This window comes from Actinomadura monticuli (assembly GCF_041463655.1).
Lineage (GTDB): Bacteria > Actinomycetota > Actinomycetes > Streptosporangiales > Streptosporangiaceae > Spirillospora > Spirillospora monticuli.
Genome location: NZ_JAXCEI010000008.1, coordinates 312,567 through 329,925 on the forward strand (window position 1 = coordinate 312,567; position 17,359 = coordinate 329,925).

At 72.8% G+C, this 17,359-nt stretch carries 15 protein-coding genes; 4 read left to right on the top strand and 11 right to left on the bottom strand.

Features of this window, described 5'->3' with window-relative positions:
- Positions 1–34: 34 nt before the first annotated feature.
- From SM611_RS20400 to SM611_RS20425, 6 genes are all read right to left on the bottom strand, one after another.
- The gene (locus SM611_RS20400) at positions 35–1,435 is read right to left on the bottom strand and encodes an FHA domain-containing protein (protein ID WP_371951430.1); all 1,401 of its coding nucleotides are present in this window, start codon (positions 1,433–1,435) and stop codon (positions 35–37) included.
- Positions 1,423–2,142 carry a 4Fe-4S single cluster domain-containing protein gene (locus tag SM611_RS20405; protein WP_371951431.1) on the bottom strand — a complete coding sequence of 240 codons (720 nt, stop codon included), beginning with the start codon at positions 2,140–2,142 and terminating at the stop codon, positions 1,423–1,425. Before SM611_RS20405 ends, SM611_RS20400 begins: the two co-directional genes overlap by 13 nt.
- Positions 2,139–4,043 carry an AAA family ATPase gene (locus SM611_RS20410; protein ID WP_371951432.1) on the bottom strand — a complete coding sequence of 635 codons (1,905 nt, stop codon included), beginning with the start codon at positions 4,041–4,043 and terminating at the stop codon, positions 2,139–2,141. Before SM611_RS20410 ends, SM611_RS20405 begins: the two co-directional genes overlap by 4 nt.
- An 83-nt stretch (positions 4,044–4,126) precedes the next feature.
- Entirely contained in the window at positions 4,127–5,251 is a 1,125-nt protein-coding gene (locus tag SM611_RS20415) for a response regulator receiver protein (RefSeq protein ID WP_371951433.1), read from the bottom strand.
- Entirely contained in the window at positions 5,248–7,581 is a 2,334-nt protein-coding gene (locus SM611_RS20420) for a serine/threonine-protein kinase (protein WP_371951434.1), read from the bottom strand. The genes SM611_RS20415 and SM611_RS20420 overlap by 4 nt, the downstream gene beginning before the upstream one ends.
- A 12-nt stretch (positions 7,582–7,593) precedes the next feature.
- Positions 7,594–8,064 carry a DUF4282 domain-containing protein gene (locus SM611_RS20425; protein WP_371951435.1) on the bottom strand — a complete coding sequence of 157 codons (471 nt, stop codon included), beginning with the start codon at positions 8,062–8,064 and terminating at the stop codon, positions 7,594–7,596.
- A gap of 349 nt (positions 8,065–8,413) precedes the next feature.
- Here SM611_RS20425 and SM611_RS20430 point away from each other — a divergent pair, with 349 nt between their 5' ends.
- Positions 8,414–8,833: a DUF3592 domain-containing protein gene (locus SM611_RS20430; protein WP_371951436.1), complete on the top strand. Its 420-nt coding sequence runs from the start codon at positions 8,414–8,416 to the stop codon at positions 8,831–8,833.
- 16 nt (positions 8,834–8,849) lie between these two features.
- The gene (locus SM611_RS20435) at positions 8,850–9,473 is read left to right on the top strand and encodes a prepilin peptidase (protein WP_371951437.1); all 624 of its coding nucleotides are present in this window, start codon (positions 8,850–8,852) and stop codon (positions 9,471–9,473) included.
- A 6-nt stretch (positions 9,474–9,479) separates the two neighbouring features.
- On the opposite strand, the gene SM611_RS20440 is transcribed toward SM611_RS20435, so the two are convergent.
- On the bottom strand, positions 9,480–10,739 hold the full coding sequence (locus tag SM611_RS20440) for an LCP family protein (RefSeq protein ID WP_371951438.1): 1,260 nt from the start codon (positions 10,737–10,739) through the stop codon (positions 9,480–9,482).
- A gap of 915 nt (positions 10,740–11,654) precedes the next feature.
- Here SM611_RS20440 and SM611_RS20445 point away from each other — a divergent pair.
- Positions 11,655–12,503, top strand: a complete 849-nt coding sequence (locus SM611_RS20445) for a serine/threonine-protein kinase (protein WP_371951439.1) — start codon at positions 11,655–11,657, stop codon at positions 12,501–12,503.
- 40 nt (positions 12,504–12,543) lie between these two features.
- Here the strand turns inward: SM611_RS20445 and SM611_RS20450 are convergent, their stop codons facing one another.
- The 4 genes from SM611_RS20450 to SM611_RS20465 are packed head-to-tail and all read right to left on the bottom strand — an operon-like array spanning position 12,544 to position 16,276.
- A complete protein-coding gene (locus SM611_RS20450) occupies positions 12,544–14,100 on the bottom strand; it encodes an OmpA family protein (RefSeq protein ID WP_371951440.1) in 1,557 nt (518 codons plus the stop codon).
- Positions 14,101–14,117: 17 nt separating this feature from the next.
- Positions 14,118–15,086, bottom strand: a complete 969-nt coding sequence (locus tag SM611_RS20455) for an OmpA family protein (protein ID WP_371951441.1) — start codon at positions 15,084–15,086, stop codon at positions 14,118–14,120.
- A gap of 6 nt (positions 15,087–15,092) precedes the next feature.
- On the bottom strand, positions 15,093–15,686 hold the full coding sequence (locus SM611_RS20460; protein ID WP_371951442.1) for an OmpA family protein: 594 nt from the start codon (positions 15,684–15,686) through the stop codon (positions 15,093–15,095).
- Complete coding sequence (locus SM611_RS20465) at positions 15,683–16,276, bottom strand: hypothetical protein (protein WP_371951443.1); 594 nt, start codon at positions 16,274–16,276, stop codon at positions 15,683–15,685. The genes SM611_RS20460 and SM611_RS20465 overlap by 4 nt, the downstream gene beginning before the upstream one ends.
- A 128-nt stretch (positions 16,277–16,404) precedes the next feature.
- Between SM611_RS20465 and SM611_RS20470 the strand changes: the two genes are divergently transcribed.
- Complete coding sequence (locus SM611_RS20470; RefSeq protein WP_371951444.1) at positions 16,405–17,031, top strand: DNA-binding protein; 627 nt, start codon at positions 16,405–16,407, stop codon at positions 17,029–17,031.
- Positions 17,032–17,359: the final 328 nt, after the last annotated feature.

Genomic DNA, 17,359 nt, shown 5'->3' on the forward strand with positions numbered 1-17,359 from the left:
CTCGGAACCCCGGGGCCGCCCTTCTACGTACCGGTCACTTCAGCTGGACGGTCCCGGTCACGTCGGCGGCCAGGCGGAGCTGGTCGCCGTCGCGGAGGGGGGCCTCCACGCCGCGGGGGAGGCGTTCGCCGTTGACGAACGTCCCGTTGGTGGAGCCCTCGTCCCGCACCCAGGCCGTGCCGGACGGGTCGAGCCAGACCGTCGAGTGGCGCCGCGACACGTTGTCGTACTGCGTGAACGTGGCCGCCACCGGGGACTGGCCCGCGTCCCGGCCGAGCACGAGGTGCTGACCCACCGACACCTTCAGCTCGCCGGTGGGGAACTGGACCCGCAGGACGGGCGTGCCCGACTTGGGCAACGGCCGCAGGCACGAGTCGCACTGCGCGGCGCCGGGGTTGCTCAGCACCGCCTCGCAGTACGGGCACATGAACGCGGTGCTGTCGGGGGCGGGGGGACGGCCCTGGTTGTGGTCGTGCGGCAGCAGCGTGGCCTCGCGGCCGTGCGGCGGCAGCGGCGGCTGGCCCCCGTGCTGCGGACCGCCCTGCGGGGGGCCGCCGAGCTGGGGTCCGCCGTGCGGAGGCTGCCCCTGCTGGGCCGGCGCGCCGTACTGGTCTTGCGGGGCGCCGTACTGGTCTTGCGGGGCGCCGTACTGGTCTTGCGGGGCGCCGTACTGGTCCTGGGGAGCACCGTATTGGTCCTGGGGGGCGCCGTACTGGCCCCGCTGGGCACCGTATTGGTCCTGCGGGGCGCCGTACTGGTCTTGCGGTGCGCCGTACTGGTCCTGGGGCTGCTGGTACTGCGGCTCGCGCTGCTGGTACTGGTCGGACGCCGGCGGCTGCGGCGCCCCCCACTGGTCCTGCTGCGGCTGGGGCGCGCCCCACGGGTCGGCGGGCGGCTGCTGGTGCTGCTGCATCGGCGGCTGGCCCCCGTGCTGGGGACCAGCTTGCTGGGGACCGCCCTGCTGGGGGGCACCCTGCTGGGGTCCGCCGTGCTGCGGCTGGCCGTACTGTCCCGGCTGGCCGTGCTGGTCCTGCCCCGGCTGGGCCATGGGGGGACCCCACGCGTCCTGCTGCGGCTGCGGTGCGCCCCACGGGTCGGGCTGCTGGCCGGGCGGGCCGCCGGGCTGCTGGTGCTGGCCGCCCTGCTGCGCGTACGGGTCATGGGGCTGCCCGTACTGCGGCTGGCCCCCGTGTTGGGGAGCGCCGTGCTGGGGGGCACCGTGTTGGGGAGCACCGTGTTGGGGTGCGCCATGCTGCGGGCCGCCGTACTGGCCGCCCTGGGGCGGGCCGCCTTGCGGCTGCTGGTCGTCGTACCCGCCCGGCCCCTGCCGGTGGGCGCCGCCACCGCCGCGCGCCAGATTGGCCCCGCAGTTCATGCAGAGCAGGTCGCCCTGCTGGTGCGGCTCACCGCAGACAGGACAGTTCAAGGTCGCCATGACACATCCCCCGAGCGCACCCCGGCGCGGTCGAGACTCGACGTCAGGTGCTCCATGTCACCCCTTCGCGGGATCCCGATGTAGTACACCCGCCTTCCCTCCGGCCCTTCGTCCACGGACACCTGCACTCGGGGCCCTGTTCCATCTCCAGTCTTCCCGACGCCGGCCAGTGCCCCGTACCGCCGCCGCCCCAGCGGGGACAGCGGCACGACACGCTGGTTGGCCGACCCCCTCCAGAGTAGGGAGCCGCCGCCGGAGTGTCGCCCCCCCGGGTTCAGCCGGTCGACGTACGGTCCGGTGATCACGGCGTCGCACATGCCGAGAAGCTCGCGCGTCTCGCCGCTGCGGGAGAGCCGCGAGTAGGCATATCCGCTGTAAGCCAATATGTCCAACTCAATCGTCTCACGGCCGGGGGTGTCCCGCCACGCGTGGACACCGCGCAGCAGGGCCGCCAGCGCGGCCGGCTGCTCGAACGGCTCACCACCGGAAATGGTGACGCCGTCGACCGGTCCGGGCAGGGACGCGAGCCATCCTAAGACGGTCTCCACGGGCACCGCGCGGCGCGGGTCGGCGTCCCAGGTGTCCCTGGACAGGCAGCCGTGGCAGTGCAGCGTGCAGCCCTGCGTCCAGATGCCGGCGCGGGTTCCGGGGCCGAGTGTGGTCACCGGGTAGTGCGCCTTGGCGAGCAGCAGCGCCTCGCCGGTCACGCGAGTTCCAGATGGACGATGCTTCCCTCGCGCCGGATGCCCGTCACGGTGACCTTCTCGTCCGGCACGAGCTCGCGGTCGAACAGCGCGCGCGCCAGCGGGTTGACGAAGTGCGACTCCAGCGCCATGCCGATGCCGCGCCCGCCCTTGTCCAGCTCCTCGGTGCACCACTCGCGCAGCGTCGTCAGCGCGTCGCCCTTCACGGCGAGGGACAGCCGGTGCTCCTCGGTGACCCGCCGGCAGATGTTCGCGAACTGCAGGTCGAAGATCTTGTGCGCGGCCTCGGCGGAGATGAAGTCGAACACGACGATGTTGTCGCCGAACCGGTTGAGCAGCTCCGGCCGGTTCAGCACCTCGGTGAAATGGTCGGCGACCGCGCCCTTGATGCGCTGCTCGACCTCGTCGTACGACATCCCGGGTGTGATGTTCTGCACACGGCCGGACGACCCGTACGGGGACCCGTCCCGCGTCGTCAGGTCCCGGCCCGGGACGTACATCCCGAGGTTCGAGGTGAAGATCAGGATGGACTCGGAGAAATGGACGGTGTTGCCGCGCCCGTCGGTGAGCCGGCCGTCCTCCAGGATCTGCAGGAACTTGTCCAGGATGCGCGGGTGCGCCTTCTCGATCTCGTCGAAGAGGATCACCCGGAACGGGTCCTCGCGGACGGCGTTGGTCAGCTCGCCGCCCGCCTCGTGGCCCACGTACCCGGGCGGCGACCCGATCAGCCGGTCGCCGGACCCCTCGCCGGAGAACTCGCTCATGTCGAAGCGCAGGTAGGCCGACTCGTCCCCGAACACCAGCTCGGTGATCGCCTTCGCCAGCTCCGTCTTGCCGGTGCCGGTCGGGCCCGCGAAGAACAGCACGCCGCGCGGCCGGCTCCCGGACCGGGTCGCCTGCGCCCCGGACAGGCCCAGCACGGCCCGCTTCAGGATGTCGAGGGTCTTGGTGACGGCCTGCGGCTGCCCGATCACCCGCTCCGGGACGCGCTTCTCGCCCTCCAGCACCCGGCGCCGCAGATGGCCGCGGCTCCACGGGTTGTCGAGCACGCCGAGCTTGTAGGTGCGCACCGCGTCCGGCAGGTCGGCCAGGTCGACGTTGCGCTCCTTGGCCAGCCGCGTCACCTCGATCATCGACTGCAGGGTGAGTCCGTCGGCCTGCTCGGCGAACGCGTCGCAGGCCGCCGCCGCGGCCTCGTCGTCCGCGACGTCGGTCACGCCGAACGCGCGCGCCAGCAGCCGCGCCGTCTCCTGCCGGTCGCCGAGGTGCGGGCGCGGGATCGTGATCTCGCGGATGTTCTCGTTGTCCGCCGTCAGCCACGGCGGCAGGTCGCCGGGCCGCTCCACCAGCCAGACGACCGGGTTGTAGAGCGGCTTCGGCCGCGGCCCCGTCACCCGCACCGGACGCGCCGTCCGCGACAGCTTCGCGCAGAACCGGAAGAAGTCGCGCTCGGCCGGCTCCAGGTCCGTCGGGGTGCGGGCGATCCGCGACGCCGAGTCGATCACGAACGCGGCGCGGACGTCCTCCTTCGGCCGGGCCACCGCCGACAGCAGCCTCGTCAGCCCCTCCAGGGACGGTTTCTCGTCCGCCTTGGTCTTGCCGAGCAGCCGCTCCGCCGCCCGCGCCGAGTCGTCGTCGCCCCCGGGCATGATCTGCAGGCCGTCCACCGGATCGTAGACGGCCATGAACGACGCGCCGCTGGAGCGCAGCGTCTCCCACAGCAGCGCGCGCAGCGGCAGCAGGCCCGTGGGCGCGCCGCCCTCCGCGGGCGGCGTCAGGAAGCTGTCGTACAGGTTCCCCGAAAGGACGTACTGGGAGTGCACGGACAGGGTCGCGTCGAGCTCGCGGATGAACGGCGGCCAGCCCTGCAGCCGGCCGCCGAGAGTCGGCGAATCAATGCTCATCTGTGCTCCCCTGCGAGGCGACGACGACCCCTGCCGGGGGCGACGCCCCTTGCGCCCCACTCCATGTTCCGCCCCCCGACATCTCAGTTATGACGTTCGCGATGGCGCTCGCGTTGCCCGGCACGCCCCTTAGTCTGCCGTGGCCGCGCCGAAACCGGCAGCTCACGCACCCCCGGCTCCAGCCGCCACGCCACGTCCGAGCGGATCCCGGCGTCCGCCAGCCGGTCCCGCGCCGCCTCGAACGCCTCGCACCACTCGCGCTCCCGCTCGACGTCCACCCGCCGGTCGTCCTCGCTCTCGGCGGGCCGCTCGCGCACCATCGACGCCCGGACGTGCGCGGCGTCGTCGACCCGCATCCGGACGCTGTGGTCGGGCCAGGCGCCCTTCGTCAGCGTCACCGTGCCGTCCTCGGCGGTCAGCGTCTCGAACCCGGCGTGGACCTCGTACCCCATGTCCTCGAACGCGGCGGTGATCGAGCCGAGCACGTACCGGCGCTCGGCCTCGGCCTGCTCGGCGGCGTCGCGCTCGGCCGCCGCCCGCCGCTCCTGCGCCCGCCGCTCCTCGGTGCGGCGGTTCGCGGCCTGGATCCGCAGCCGCACCTCCTGCAGGACGCCCTCGGCCTCCTCCGCCGTCCCGGCCCCGGCGAGCAGCCCGGCCGCCTCGGCGACGGCCCGCCGCTCCGCGTCCGCCGCGTCCGGCAGCAGCCGCGTCATGATCCGTTCGAGGTTCCGCTGGACGTCCTCGTCGCCGGGCGGCGGCGTGCCCGGGACCGTCCCGGCCACCAGGCCCTCGGCGGGGACGGCGAAGATCTGCGCGCTGACCTGGGCGGCGAGATGCTCGGACAGGTGCCGCTCCGCCTCGTCCAGCGCCCGGTCGGTGGCCGCGCACCAGGCCGTCAGCTCGTCGGGGGACTGCTCGTCCGGCCGCAGCGCGTCGGGCAGCGGCACCTCGGCGCCGATCTTCGCGCGGGTCTCGGCGAGCGCCTCGATGCGCGCGTTGCGCTCCACGACCTCGCGCAGGGCGCGCTCGTGCGACTCGACCTCGGCGAGCGCCGCCGCCCGCGCCTCGGCCCGCCCCGCGGCCAGCGCCGCGAGGGCCTCCGCGCCGCGCCCGGCCAGCCCGGCGCCGCGTCCGAGGACCCGGTTCATGCCCAGGCTGAGCACCACCGCCGCGTCCAGCGCGATGTCCGCGTCGATCCCGCTGCTCAAGACGTGCCTCCGATCGTGCGTGCCTGCCGCCAGCGGTGCAGCCGGACCCCGGCCGCCACGGCGTGCGCGGCGGGGACGGCGATGAGGACGAGAAGCCAGAGCAGGCTCGCGACCGACGTCAGCGCCGCGAGCAGCAGCAGGAGGAGCAGCAGCGGCAGCGTGACGGCGATCAGCAGGACGCCGCAGCCGCGCCGACCGGTCCGCCGCGCGGCGCCCGACATCGTCTGGGACGCCTTCGAGAGCCCCCGGCTGCCCGCCCCCAGGAATCCCGACAGCATCGACCATGGGCCGTACGGGAGGTAGTCCTTGCCCTGCACGCGGGCGAGGACCGCCTCGCTGCCGCACTGCACCGCCCAGGCGAGCACGGACACGACGGCCAGTGCGCCGAAAGAGAAGCCCGACGATGAACTGTGCACGCCCACGGAGGACGTCCCGTCGTCGCTGCCGCCGCCGAACAGCGAACCGACCACCCAGCTCCCGGCGAGCCAGAAGGCCAGGATCGGCAGCGTCCACATGACCGCCCTGGCCATGGCCGCGTTCCGCCCGGCCAGCCGCTGACGTTCCCGCTCCGCCTGCTGCGCGCGCAGCTCCGCGTCCCGCCGCTCGGCGGCGTGCCGGTCGCGCGCCCTGGACTCGCTCTCCAGCACGGCCTCGGGCGCGGCGCGCGTCACCGCGAGGAGCCGCAGCGGATCGTCGCCCGCCCCGTCCGCCATCCAGGTGAACCACGGCGCCGGGTCGGCGACGGCCGCGCGCGCCCTCCCCGCGCCGTTCGCGATCAGCCGGCCCGTCTCCGCCGGACGCGCCGCCAGCGCGAGCAGCGTCAGCAGCACGGCGGGCGGCTCCTCCGCCTCGGCGTCCGGCAGCCGCCGCGCGACCTCCGGCGGCGTCGCGTCCTGCTCGCGCAGCCAGCGGACCAGGTCGTTCCACGCCGGCACGAGGGCGCGCCACTGGTCGTCGATCCGGGCCAGTTCCTCGGCGCCCTCGAACCCCGCCATCACCTGCAGCAGATGGTGCTCCCACAGGGCCCGGCCGATCAGGAGGGCGGTGCGGTGGTCGGGGTGGCGCTGGTCGCCCGCCAGCGCGGCGAGTCCCGGCAGGTCGGCGGCCGTGACCCGGCGGCCCAGAAAATGCGGCGGCAGCGTCGGATCCAGCCACCGCACCAGGTGCAGCAGCTTCACGTCCGGGGGGAGCCTCGTCATGAGGTAGCCGTCGACGAGGCCGATGCGGCTGTCGTCCGGGACGTCCGCGAGCCACTCGCGCAGGCTCCGCCATGCCTCGCCGGACTCGCCGCGTCCGAAGAAGTACTGCGCGGCGTGATCCCAGCTCTCGACAAGCGCGCGCGCCAGCTCGTCCCTTCGCGTGTAGCGGCGACCCTGGAACGGGAGGCCGCTCCCCGCTTCGTCTGGAGCGCTCTCCTCGGCGACCGGGGGCGAGCCCCCGTCCAGCCATTCCTGGACCTGCTCGCCCGTCCACCTTCTGCGCGGGTCCCGGGTCAGCAGCCCGCGGCACAGCATCCGCAGCCCCGGATCCGCGACGTCGTCGGCGCTGACCGCCCGCGTCGCCAGATGGTCGACCACGACGGTCTCGCTCAACCCCTGGAACGGCGCCCGCCCCGTCGCCAGCTCCCGGACGATCATGCCGAGCGACCACCAGTCGCGCGCCGGCGACACCTGGCCGGACAGCGACTCCGGCGCCGCGTACGCCAGCGTCCGCGACGACGACGCGAACACCACGCTCTGGTCGAGGACCTTGCTCAGCCCGAAGTCGGCGATCGCCAGCCGCAGCGGCCCCGTCCCCAGCACCAGGATGTTCTCCGGCTTGAGGTCCCGGTGCACGATCCCGGCCCGGTGCAGCGCCGCCAGCCCCGCCGCGAGCTGCGCCGCGACCTCCCGGACCGCCTCCCCGGGAAGCGGCATCAACGCCCGCAGGTTGCCGTCCGGCACGTACGGAGTGATCTCGTAGTCGCGCCCGTCCGCGTGCCCCGTCTCCAGGATGCGCAGGACGTTCGGCGAGTCGAGCGCGGGCAGCTTCGCCCATACGTCCCGGTCGGCCCGGTAGCCGCGGCGGAAGATCTTCACCACGTACTCGTCGCCGCGCGCGTCCCGCACCAGCAGCAGGTCCGACTCGGCGCCCTGCACCGGCAGCTCCGCGACCGTCGCGTACCGCTCGCCGAGCACCGCGGGCAGCCGCATCAGCGGATCGCCGGCCGCCGCCGCGTCCCGCGCCGTCTCCGCCGCCGTCCGCGGCCCGGGAACCCGCGCGCCCTCACGCCGCGTGGCCCCGGCGTCCCGCCGCGTGTCCCGCGGCGGGGTCCCGCCGAACTCGCCCACCAGCAGCCCCGTCTAGACCTTGTCCTTGATGACCCGCAGATACTCGGCCTGCTTGAACCGCACCACCACCGCCTCCATGAGGATCCGGACGAACAGCATCTGGAAGAACCAGATCAGCGGCGTGGCGATGATCAGCAGGATGGCCACGGCCCAGTAGAAGTCCATGGAGATGATCCAGATGGCGAGCCCGACGATGGCCAGGCACTCGAGACTGATCATCACCATCGACAGCGTGTAGAAGACCTTGAGCAGCTTCGGGGTCACGAGCGAGTCGAAGTTGGCGTCGAGAAGAGCGCCCAGCAGCCCCTTGTCGGTTCGCTCCGGCGGAACCCACCCCTGCTGATCGGGCGGCCCCGCAGCGGGCGGGCGGGGCCCGGGGACGGGCCCAGGCTGCCGCGGACCGGGCGGTGGACCGTACGGGCCCCCCGGCGGTCCGGGCGCCTGCGAGCGCGGTGGTTGACCGGGGTCCGAAGGATTCGTCATCGCCGTCGTCTCCAGTGTGGGGCCTACATACAGACTCTAGAGCCTGCCCCCGCCCCGCACCCGGCCCAGCCACACCCGGCCGCCCCCGAGAACAAACCCGACCCGCTGAGGGCGGGCCGAGGAGCCTAGTGTCCCCTGCGCCCAGGGCGGCCGTCCTGCTTCGCGAAGGACAAGGCACTCGCCCTGCGCAAGGCGGCGTGTGTCGGTCGCCGCCTGCGGAGGGGCTGTTAGTGAGGAAAGTCGGTTCTTTTGGTCGGGTGGCCTGTACGTTGTGGGGGAGTCGCGGGACGGTGGCGGGTCTCGGCCTGTTCGTCCTCATTGGATCGGAATAGCGCGGCGGGGGCGGGTGATGTCGGGCTGGCTGCTCGTGATCGTGCCGCTGCTGCTGGGGCCGGCCCTCGGCATCGGCGGTGTCCATCGCTACCGCACATCGCGCGCATTTCTCGCTTCGGCGCATCGCGTGCCCGGAATCGTCGCCGGGGTCCATCGAAGGTCGACCACGGATTCCTACGAGTACTTCCCGGTGCTGCGTTTCCGCACATTGGACGGCGTCGACGTCGAGACGGTCGGCCAGACCAGGGCGGGGTCGTATGAGCTTTTCAGGCTCAAAGGGCACCAGGTGGAGGTCCTGTACGACCCGCGGAATCCTCGTGCGGCGCGGATGAACACGTCTTCGGGGCGCGCGCTGTCGGGCTCGGTCGGAATGGTGGCCGTCGGCTGCCTGGTCACGGCCATCGGTATCGCGATGCTGTTCGCGACCCTGGCGTGACACGGGCGAGGGAGCGATGATCGTTTTCGTGCTGCCGCCGGTGGGGTTCGCCGTCGGGATCCTCCTGGCTCCGCTGACCGCGCCGTACGTCGGCGCCGTCCCGCGCCGGCGGCGGGTCTTGATGGGGCTGGTCACGGCCGTCCTCTTCGGGGTGCTCGGATGGCGGGCGGGGGCGGAGCCCGTGCTGCCCGCACTGCTCTACCTCGCGGCGGCCGGTGCCCTGCTCGGCTTCATCGACGTCCAGGTCAAGCGGCTGCCTGACCGGTTCACGCTGCCGTCCTACGGGATCGCGGCGGCGCTGCTGGCGGCGGCGGCGCCGTTCACCGGCGACGGGCCGCGGCGGTTCGAGCACGCGCTCATCGGCATGGCGGTGCTGTTCGCGCTGTACTTCGTGCAGGCGTTCCTCGTCCCGTCCGGCATCGGCATGGGCGACGTGAAGCTGTCCGGCGTCCTCGGCCTCTACCTCGGCTGGTTCGGGCAGGACGCCTGGGTGCTCGGCCTCCTCGCGACCTACCTGCTCGGCGGCCTCGCGGCGGTCGGCCTCATGATCGTCCGCCGCACGCGGAAGGGCGAGTTCCCCTTCGGCCCGTGCATGCTCGCCGGGGCGCTCGCCGCCGTCCTGGCCTACGCCGGCGGCTGAACGCGGTCAGCCGCAGAGCTTCTGGCCGCCTTTCACCCCGCCCCCGATCTTGTTGATGGCGGGCGGCGTGAGCCGGACGCCGTTCGTGCCGATGACCAGCCGCACTCCGTCCTGCGGGGCCTTCGTGTCGGGGGCGAGCATCGCGTTGGGGACGTCCCGCGCGAGCGCCGTCGCCTGCGGTTCCGCGGCCGCCCCGTAGACGAGCCGGCTCTCCGCCGTCTCGGAGCCCTTCTCCACCTTCTTCGCGACCTTGTAGCCGCGCTGCCTGAGCTGTCGGACGACCCGTTCGACCAGCTTGTCCTTGGCGCCCGCGGCGACGACCGTGACATGCACCCTCGCCGGCGCGAGCGGCGCCGGCCCGGTCTGCGCGGGTTTCGCCGGCTCGGCGGGCAGCTCGCCGTCGTGTTTGATCGCGTCGAAGAGCGGCTTCGCCAGCTCCTGGTTCCACTGGACGCGGTTCGGGTCCGGCGCGTACCGCTCGACCGGGACGGTCACGAACCGCACCTGCCCCGCGCTCATCCCCCTCAGGCCGTCGGCCAGCTTCCGCATGGCCGCGAGATCAAGATCGTCATCGGTCGTCATCGACTTGGTCGCGGCTTTCAGGAACTTGTACGTCTTGGCCGGGTCGCTGAGGACGGAACCGCTGGTGGCCTTGTCCACCACCGAGGCCATGAACTTCTGCTGGCGCTCGATCCGCTCGAGGTCGGACCCGTTCCCGAGTGAATAGCGGGCCCGCACGTAGCCGAGGGCCTCCTCCCCCTTGACGGTCTGCTTCCCCGCCTTCAGATGGAGTTCGGCCCGCGGATCGTTCACGGGCTTGTCGACGCAGATCTGGACGCCGCCCAGCGCGTCGACCATCCGCTTGAACCCGGCGAAGTCCACCTGGACGAAATGGTCGATGTGGATGCCGGTGAGCGACTCCAGCGTCCTCCACGTACACGTCGGACCCGCATATGCGAACGCCGCGTTCAACATGCCGAACTGCGCTGGAACGGTCCCGCGCTTCTCCTTCTTGCACGCGGGGATCTTCACCATCGAGTCGCGCGGGAAGCTGATCCCGACGGCGTGATCCCGGTTGGGCGAGAGATGCAGCAGGATCGTGGTGTCCGACCGCGCCCCCGACATCCCCGCCGCCGCCCCGTACCGCGCGTTGTCGCCCTCCCGCGTGTCGGACCCGATCAGCAGGATGTTGAGCGACTTGTTCAGTTTCTTCGGACGGTCCGTCCCGAGCTTGTCGGTGACGTTCTCCTGCTCGATGCCTCCCACGAGATCGTGATACAGCCACGCGGCCCCACCGCCGCCGAGCAGCATGACCAGGACCGCCCCGAACGCGACCCGTCGCAGGATCTTCCGACGCCGCCGCCGGCCACCCGGGCCCTTGCCCCCCGGAATCTCGGCCGCCGTTCCACCACCACCCGCGCCCCCGGCGGTCTCACCGGCCCCCGATGCCGGGTCGTCTTCTGTCGCACGGGGCGGCTCACCCTCGACCAGAGGTGCGGAGCCGTCGGCCTCCTCACCCGCCGCGGCGGCGGCGCCGTCTCCGTCTTGCGCGGCACCGGTCGGGTCGCCGCCTTCGCCGCCTTCGGCGCCTGCTGTGCGGTTGCCGCTGTGCTCGCCTGGCGTGGCGGCGGATGGTTCGGCTTCGGTCCCTGATGTCGGGTCGCCGGCCTCTGCGCTCGGCGTGGTGGCGGAGGTCCCTGCCGCTTCCACGGTGGAAGGTGGTTCGCCGTCGGCCGTTGAGGCGAGGTTGTCGGACTGCTCGCCTGACGCGGTGGCGGAGGCTTCGGCTTCTTGGGTGGCGGGGGGGCGCTCGCCACCGGTCCGTGGCGCGGGGCTCGCGGGCTTCTCGCCTGCGGTGGCGGCAGAGGTCTCTGCTCCTTGGGTGGTGAGGGGTGGTTCGCCCTTGGCCCGGGGTGTGAGGCTGTCGGGTTCCTCGCCTGGCGTGGTGGCGGGGGTGTGTGCTTCGGGGTCGGCGGCCTTGTCCCGTGCGAGGTCGTCGCGGCCGGGGTCTTTGTCGCTCATCGGTGCCGTTTCGGGCGGGCCCTGGCTAGGGCGGGGGTCGGGTGGCTGATCATTCTATGGAGGCGGGGCGCGGGCTTCCCCTTGTTGGATGCCTGGATTGTCTGATGTGTTGACAGTTCCGGTCGGCCGGATCGGGCCGTGTTCCGTACGATCGGTGCCGTGGACGCGGGGTGGGTGATCGGCGGTCGGTTCACCATGCTCGACCGGATCGGGACCGGTGGGACGAGTCGTGTGTGGCGCGCCTACGACCGCGCGGAGGGGCGGTACTGCGCGGCCAAGCTCGTGCGGCGGCGGGGGCCCACGTCGATGCAGCGGGTCGTCCGGGAGCGGGCGTTGCGGCTGGCCCATCCGCATGTGGTGACGCCCTATGCGTCGTGCACGGCGGATGACGATGTGCTGCTCGCGATGGAGTTGGTGAGCGGTGGTTCGCTGGAGACCCTGCTCGGGGACTACGGCAGGCTGCCGCCCGCGTACGCGGCGGAGGTGCTCGATCAGCTGCTGGCCGCGTTGGGTCACATCCACGGCGCCGGGGTCGTGCACCGGGATGTGAAGCCCGCCAACCTGCTGCTGGAGCCGAGCCCGGTCGGGGCGCCGCACGTGCGGCTGGCCGACTTCGGGATCGCGCTCGGGGACGACGGGATGCGGCTCACCACGACCGGGTTCACCGTGGGCACTCCCGGATACCTGGCGCCCGAGGTGCTCGACTGGAACCGTCCGGGGCCGCGGCAGGATCTGTACGCGGCCGGCATGGTCTGCTGGCGGATGCTGACCGGCGCGGGCGACCCCGCGCCCCGGCAGCGGGTCGGGCCCGTGCCCGCCGGGGTGCCGCCGGCGCTGTGGTCGGTGGTCGGGCGGCTGTGCGCGGACGACCCCGCGCGGCGGCCGGAGAGCGCCGCCATGGCGCGGCGGGCGCTGGCCGCATGCCGTCTGGAGTTGCGGTTCCCCGTCCGGACGCTGGACGGCGAGCCGCTGCAGATCTTCGACCACCTCGGCCCGCCGCCGCGCTGACCCGCCCGGGCGGCCCGCCCCGCCTCGGGCGAAGCGCCGGTCACTCGATGGGGACGTTGGGGATGTCGCCGAACGGACCGGCGTTGAAGGTGACGGCCTTGACTTCGGGCGGGGGAGCGGGAACGTAGAAGAAGCCGCGGTTGTCGGTGCCGGGCTCGCCTCTGAAGGCCGACCAGCCGGGGTCGATGTAGGCGCCGCCCTCCTTGCCCAGGCGGACGCCGCTGTAGACGGTCTTGGTGGCGGGGTCGGTGACGGAGAACGCGCCGAAGGTGCCGCCGCGGGAGCCGGAGTAGTTCTCCGTCGGGCCGGGGCCGGTGTCCGGGCCGAGGTTGACGATGTCGAACACGACGACGAGGTAGGCGCCGTCGCGGTAGAACGGCTTCACGTCGAGGCGGCGTTTGTCGCCGGCCTCCCTGCCGAAGGACGCGTGGCCGCTCCCCACCGTCCGGCCGTCCGGATGGAAGGGGGCCGGCGGGCCCGCGGCGCCGCCCGGCTGCGCCTGCGTCCCGTGGGACGTGCCCGTCCCGGACGTCTGCTGCTTGATCTGGTACGAGATCTCGACGCGGCGGTTCTTCTGCCGGGCGCTCTCGTCGTCGGTGCCGCCCTCCTTGGCGACGGGGGCGGTCTCGCCCTTGCCCTCGGCCTTGTAGCGGTAAGCGGTGCCGAGCCGGGTCCGCAGCTCGTTGAGGACGGCGTCGGCGCGCCGCTGGGAGAGGGACATGTTGTAGTCGTGGGCGCCCCGGCCGTCGGTGTGGCCGGTGATCAGGATCGGCGGCTTGGCCGGGTCGGCCTTGGCCTCGGTCTCGGACGCCACCTGGTCGAGGACGGCCCTGGCCTGGGCGGACAGCGTGGCCTTGTCGAACTCGAACAGGACGTCGGTGCGCAGGCCGACCTTCTCCTCGCTGCCGCTGCTGGTGGTCGACTTGATCTCGCCCTCGGTGATGCCGTAGAGGTCGTGGGTCCCGCCGGTCGCCGGCGCGTCCAGCCCGCGCACGGGCCATGCGACCTGGCTGCCGGGCGCCGGCCTGTCGAAGAAGTCGGGCGTCGGCGCGGAGGGTTTCACCGGGCCCTGGCCGTCCACGACGGGCACGCCGGTGAACTCGCCGGCGGTGGTGGGGGAGACGACGGTGATGCGGTCCAGCGATTCGGGCAGCGGCGGGAACTCCAGGATCGTCTCGTACCGCGCGCCCGGGTAGGCGGACATGATGGTGAGGTCGCTGCCGACCGTCTTGTCGCCGCCGTCGTACAGCGGGGTGTAGGCCTTGTGCCCGACGGAGTCGACGAGCATGAAGTGCAGGTTGCTGTAGGCCGACCCGGCAATCGTCGTCCCGAAGGAGAAGTGCCTCGGCTCCTTGTCCGGGTTGGTCAGGTAGAAGCGCAGGACCGACCGGTCGCCGCGCCGCTCCACCTGCTTGATCTCCATCCGGGAGGGGGCCCCGCCCAATGAGGACCACGCGTCCTTGATCAGGGGGCCGGAGTACGGCTTCGGCTTCTCGGCGGCCGTGCGGTGCGGGGCCGGGTTCGCGCCGCCGCCGGAGCAGCCGGACAGGGCCAGCGCGAGGACCGATAAGCCGATGACGGGCTTCCAACGATGCATGGGCACCTCTCTGGGAATCAACGGGCGGCTGAGATCACGACTCGGCGGTTCTTGGCGCGGCCCTCCGGGTCGTCGGAGCCGTCCGGTCCGGTGTTGGGATGGGCGGGTTTCGTCTCGCCGTAGCCGGTGGCCTTGAGGCGGGAGCGGGCGATGCCGCCCTTGGTGGCGAGCCAGTCGGCGATGGCCTGGGCACGGCGCTCGGAGAGCGCCTGGTTGGACGCCGGGTCGCCCTTCCCGTCGGTGTGCCCTTCGACCTTGATGGGCGCACCGGACGGGATCTCGTTGCGGATCGACGCGGCCAGCTTCGTCAGGTCCGCCTCGGCGGCGGCCTTGACGTCGGCCTTGCCGAAGTCGAAGAGGACGTCCGTCTCGATGTTGTAGGCGATCTGGTCCTCGCCTTTGAAGACCTGGCCGGACCCGGCCACGTACGACGTGAGCGACGCCGACGGAACGCGGACGGCGGGAATGCGCACGGCCGGGAGGCGCACCGCCGGGACCCGGACCTCCGGGACGCATTCCCCGTTGTCATTGCACGTGCGCGAGCGGTACAGCGAGGTCCGGTAGAGGGAGGAGCGGTAGAGCGAGCTGCGGTACAGCGAGGAGCGGTACACGGAACTCACGTACTTCCCCTCCGCGGAGGGCTTGGTCTGGCAGACCTCCTCCTGGGACACCTCCCCCTGAGTGATCGCCTCAGTGGACACCGCCCCCGTCTCCACCGGGTCGACGTCGATGCCCGGCGCCTTGACGCCCGGTATCCGGGCCGCCGGGATCGCCGTGCCGGGGATCGTCGTCGCCGGGATGCTGACCGCGCCGAGGCAGCCGCCCGGGGCGGGCCGGTGCTCGACGCACTGCGCCGGCTTCGCGGCGCTCGGGCCGGTGCTCGCCGCCGACGTCCGCGACGGGCCGTCGCCCGCCTCGCCGCCGCAGGCGGTGAGGACCAGCGCCGCCGCAAGGAGGGCCGCGGAGATCCGGGTGGTGCGCTGCATGTTCGCTCACCCCTTCTCGTAGGTGATCTCTACGCGGCGGTTCTCGGCGCGGCCCGCCGGGTCGTCCTTGCCGCCCTGCTCGTTGGGGGCGACGGGCCTGGCCTCGCCGTAGCCCTTGGCGTGGAGGCGCGGGCCGGCCCCGCCCAGTGCGTCCCGCAGTTCGGCCACGACCGCCTCGGCGCGCCGCTCGGACAGCGTCAGGTTGTAGCCCGAGCCGCCGATGGAGTCGGAGTGCCCCGAGACCTGGACGGTGCCCTTGGCGCCGCGCAGCCGGGGAGCGAGGTCGGCGATGCGGCGGCGGGCGGCGTCGGTCAGCGTCGCCTCGCCGAAGTCGAACAGGACGTCCGCGGAGATGCGGACGGTGACCCGCGCGCCGTCGCTCTGCTCCTCTTCGAGGGGGATCACCGCCGTGGACAGGTCGATGCCGTACACGGAGCGGCCCGTCTCGATGGAGAGCACGGCCTTGGCCAGTTCGCCGTCCGGCACGGCCGGCTCCGCCCCGGCGACCGCCGGGGCCCCGAACACCAGGGCCGGAACGAGGACCAGGACGAGGGTCAGGACGCCCGCGAGGGCGACCGGCCGGCGCGTGCGGCGGCTCACCGTTCGACCGGGATGTTGCGGAACGTCGGCCACGACCCGATCTGCACGTCGATGGACTTCACGTTCTCCGGCGGGGCGGCGAAGGTGTAGAAGAACGGCGTGGTCTGGTTGTTCGTCATCCGCGTGAAGATGTCGTCGGTCTCCAGCTCCTTGCCGCCGGAGTCCTTCACCACGACGTACCGCTTCAGGTTCACCGGGTCGATGAGCGAGGTGCCGAGGCCGCGGTCGCCGTTCAGCCCGTAGGCGTTGATGCGGTCGGTCACCGTGCCGGGGAGGCGCGGCGTGAGATGGACGCCGAGCGTGGCCAGCCGGCCCTTCGCCTTCAGGCCCATGATGGCGATGTCGACCTTGGCGCCCTCCGCCGCCGGGCTGTCGAAGGTGCCCTGCACCACCGGCTTGGTGACGTCGTCGAAGCCCGCCTCGCCCGGCGGGACGGCGTCGGCGCCGCCGGACGTCGTATCGCGCCCGGACGACGCGCCGCTGTCGGACGACGAGCCGGACCCGCCGCCGAGCATCGAGCAGCCGGTCATCCCGCCGGCCAGGAGCAGGGCCGCCGCGCCGGCGGCCACCGGGCGAAATGCTGGGCGCATGGTCGATCCTCCCCGTCTGTCGCATATGCAAACAGCTCGGTCCGTGGCAACATGGCTCATGAACCACGTCAACGTGTGCGGACGTGAATCTAGCGTTTGCATTTGCGAATCGTCAAGGGTGGGGAGAAGTGAGCGTCGCCGAGGACACGGTCGCCCGGAACCGCGCGCTGCAGATCGAGTGGTACGGCGAGCCGCTCGGCGACCGGGTCCGCCCGCTGCTCGACCGGCTCGGCCTGTCCCAGTCCGGCCTCGCGGGCGTGCTCGGGCTGTCCGCGCCGATGCTGTCGCAGCTGATGTCCGGCCAGCGGGCCAAGATCAGCAACCCGGCCGTCCTGCACCGGCTGCTGGCGGTCGAGGACCTCGTCGCCGACCCCGCGTTCGACGCGCTCGCGGCCGCGGACGTCAAGGAGCGCCTGGAGGAGATCAAGGGGGAGACGGCGGCCACCACGTCCGGCCTCCGCATGGCCGCCTCCGAGCGCCCCGGCGACCGCCCCCCCGACGAGGGGGCCCGTCCGTCCACCCCCTCGTCCGAGCGGCCTCCGGAGGCCGAGCCGGCGCGGCTGGTGCAGGCCCTCCTGCGGGAGGTCGCGTCCGCCGCCGAGATCGACGCCGCCGCGGACCTCATCGCCGACCGCTTCCCCGATCTCGCCGAGGTCCTGCGGGTGTACGGGACGGGCCGCACGAGCGAGGCCGAGGCCCACTTCGCCCGGACCGTCCTCGGACGGCTGCTCGGCGACCGCTCGGTCATTCCGTAGCGCGCTCGTCTCGATTCCCGTCCGCCATAACAAGTGGTTATGGACGGCGGACGGTGCGACGCGGCCCCGACGAGGCTAAAGTCTGTGGTCAGACTCACATGCGGGTCTGCCTGTTATGTATGTCACAGCTCCCGTTAAGTGGCATAGGGTCGCTTCGCTGGAAGCGCACACGAGGCGTCACCGCCCGCATGCGGCACCGGCCTCCGGCCGCCGAGCGCGGTCCGGGCCGGAACGCATGGCCGGCGGCTCACGGCGCGAGGGCGCGATGGGCCGGCGGCCAGGGCGCGACTGCCGGACGGTGCGCGCGGACCGTGGTACGGGGACACGA

Excerpts from the sequence above, each read along its gene's own strand:
- SM611_RS20435 (WP_371951437.1), top strand. The coding sequence starts at position 8,850 with ATGATCGTTTTCGTGCTGCCGCCGGTGGGGTTCGCCGTCGGGATCCTC.
- SM611_RS20465 (WP_371951443.1), bottom strand. The coding sequence starts at position 16,276 with ATGCGCCCAGCATTTCGCCCGGTGGCCGCCGGCGCGGCGGCCCTGCTC.
- SM611_RS20425 (WP_371951435.1), bottom strand. The coding sequence starts at position 8,064 with ATGACGAATCCTTCGGACCCCGGTCAACCACCGCGCTCGCAGGCGCCC.
- SM611_RS20455 (WP_371951441.1), bottom strand. The coding sequence starts at position 15,086 with ATGCAGCGCACCACCCGGATCTCCGCGGCCCTCCTTGCGGCGGCGCTG.
- SM611_RS20450 (WP_371951440.1), bottom strand. The coding sequence starts at position 14,100 with ATGCATCGTTGGAAGCCCGTCATCGGCTTATCGGTCCTCGCGCTGGCC.
- SM611_RS20410 (WP_371951432.1), bottom strand. The coding sequence starts at position 4,043 with ATGAGCATTGATTCGCCGACTCTCGGCGGCCGGCTGCAGGGCTGGCCG.
- SM611_RS20400 (WP_371951430.1), bottom strand. The coding sequence starts at position 1,435 with ATGGCGACCTTGAACTGTCCTGTCTGCGGTGAGCCGCACCAGCAGGGC.
- SM611_RS20430 (WP_371951436.1), top strand. The coding sequence starts at position 8,414 with ATGTCGGGCTGGCTGCTCGTGATCGTGCCGCTGCTGCTGGGGCCGGCC.